A 2,559-nucleotide genomic window follows, 5' to 3' on the forward strand; every position below is an offset into this window, starting at 1 on the left:
TCAATTGAGTAAAGAAATAACTTTTCCTGCTAGTTTTAACTTGCTATCAACAACAGATTTACATAGCTATATTACTTACGCCAGCGACAATTTCTGTACCGTTGCGGGTTTTAGTTATGAAGAACTAAAAGGGCAACCACATAACTTAGTTCGTCATAAGGATATGCCAAAAGCTGCATTTAAGGATATGTGGTCACATTTGCAATCCGGAAAATCTTGGATGGGGCTCGTAAAGAATAGAACTAAAAACGGCGATTACTATTGGGTGGATGCATATGCAACCCCAATAAAATTGAATGGAAAAACTGTAGAGTACCAATCTGTTCGTCTAATTGCAGATCAGGAGAATGTTTGCAGAGCTAACAACATTTACAAACGACTAAATAATGGAGAAAAGATAAAAAGATTATCACTACCAAAACTAAAGCTTTGGCAAAAAATAACGCTATCAAATGCTCCAATATTCTTAGCTTTGGCCTACACAACACCGGTGAATTATAGTTTAGCTTTTGGACTATTTACGCTCTCTATGACGTCAACTTTTGCTTTAACAAGAAGACTAGATAAGTTAACAAAAAGCGCACAGAAGATTTATGACAACCCTCTAGCACAGCTAATATATACAGGTTGTCTAGATGACGTTAGCCAAATTGAACTTGCACTGAAGATGCGTAAATCAGAGTTAAACGCCGTAGTAGGAAGAATTCAAGCCTCCAATACAGATACACTCAATACTGCGAAAGATAATATGACTGCTGCAAATATTACATTGACTAATATTAGTGAGCAAAACGATCAATTATCACAAACCGCAACCGCGATCACTGAAATGGGCAGTGCGATTTCAGAAATTGCTGAGAACGCGTCTAGCACATCGAGGAACGCGGAAACCTCTATAGAGTCAGTAGACAAGTGTAAAAAAGCGGTCAACGAAACAGCACAACACATATCACGCGTCTCTGATGAGTTGACTCAAACATCGAGTTCTATAATCAAGCTAGTCGAAAAGCTCGACAGCATAGACGAAGTCGTGGACTTGATATGTAAAGTTTCAGAACAAACAAAACTGTTAGCGCTAAATGCTGCAATTGAAGCTGCTCGCGCAGGAGAACATGGTAAAGGGTTTGCGGTGGTAGCAGACGAAGTGAGAACTCTTTCACAGCAAAGCCAAAATGCAACCTTAAAAATCACTACTCTGACATCTGAAATACAAAGTCAAACCCGTAAAGCCGCCATGTTAATAGATGACGCTATTGATGCATCCAGCTCATGTATCGAGGCATCTGATGAGACCGAGAGAGAGCTTAATGATGCACTACTAAACGTGAACAACATATCTGACAGAAGCATTCAAATTGCAACCGCTATTGAAGAGATGACATCTGTTAGTCACGAAATGAACCAGTCGATACAACAGATATATGACAAATCGATTGAAAATCAGCGTGCTGCCGAATCTAGTACCAAGTCAAGTGACCAACTGACTCAATATCTAGAAGATCAACAAAACTTAGTGGCCCAGTTTAGGCAAGTTTAATACAGCTAACAAAGCTCAATACAAGTTTTTAACCCTAACATTTAACCATAATAATCACCATGCCAGTAGGTAGCGAACTCTGACTCATTGGCATGGTGGCCTTATCCTAATAAATAATACCTCCCCTTCCCCAAAAGTTTGGCAGACTTAGGCTAGACAATGCCCCGGTCGGCGTGAAATACGTTAAACAAAACTGAACCTAATCCAAGTATGTACATAATTAAGCATCGCTATACTTCGAAATAGTTAACCAGTTACGTCGTTAGAATATCCCTCAACTATTTGAGCTATGTAAAACTTATTAATACAAAACTCCCCGAATAGGTAAGAAAAGCTAAGGGTTTTAAATGAGTACCTTAATCCCCAAAATTACAGAGATGAATAAGAGCTTTAGACGAAGGCTTGGTGTCTAGGAAATCATCAGCTAGTTGATTTTACGGCTTTTCAATCGGGAACAGGTATCTAATACTTGAAGCGGGGGCACGTATTTACGGCAAAACTAAAAGGTAGATTGAATCATTTTGACAGTCCCTTCTACCTCGAGGCACAAACTAATAACTGCCAAACTTAGCCGTCTGACAGTCAAAAGAATAAGCAATATATCTTTCATAGACTAGTGCTATCTAAGGCAGATAACCTATTTCTGATGACTAAGAATTATGGCAGCTTTGATACTTATACTATTTTATCTTTATACATCCTTACATCAACCTGGGAAAGAGCTTCTCTAAGACAGGTATTATCTTCTTTTATAACTAAACTTCCCATAGAAACATCAACACACATTTCTATACCTTCAACAAATACACGAAAAGATTTAAGTTCAGAGACTAAAGAGCTCAGACCTGGTGATAGTCGTTTGGCTGTGAGTATAAATTCGTCCCCTCCGATACGATATGCTCTCCCTGGCCATTTCGTTGATATAATTTGAGAATACTTCTCTAAAACCATATCACCAGCTTCATGACCATATGTATCGTTAATAAATTTAAACTTATCGATATCAGCATATATTATTACTG

2 protein-coding genes are annotated in these 2,559 nt (G+C 38.3%); one reads left to right on the top strand and one right to left on the bottom strand.

Annotated features, from left to right (window positions below; all coding sequences use genetic code 11):
* Positions 1–1,537: PAS domain-containing methyl-accepting chemotaxis protein (locus BCT81_RS02425; RefSeq protein ID WP_102423143.1), on the top strand; the 1,537-nt coding region annotated here is incomplete at its 5' end.
* A gap of 675 nt (positions 1,538–2,212) precedes the next feature.
* Here the strand turns inward: BCT81_RS02425 and BCT81_RS02430 are convergent.
* Positions 2,213–2,559, bottom strand: a 347-nt coding sequence (locus BCT81_RS02430; RefSeq protein ID WP_133152494.1) for a GGDEF domain-containing protein, incomplete at its 5' end; no start/stop codon positions are given.

The organism is Vibrio sp. 10N.261.52.A1 (genome assembly GCF_002876325.1).
Taxonomy (GTDB): Bacteria; Pseudomonadota; Gammaproteobacteria; order Enterobacterales; family Vibrionaceae; genus Vibrio; species Vibrio chagasii.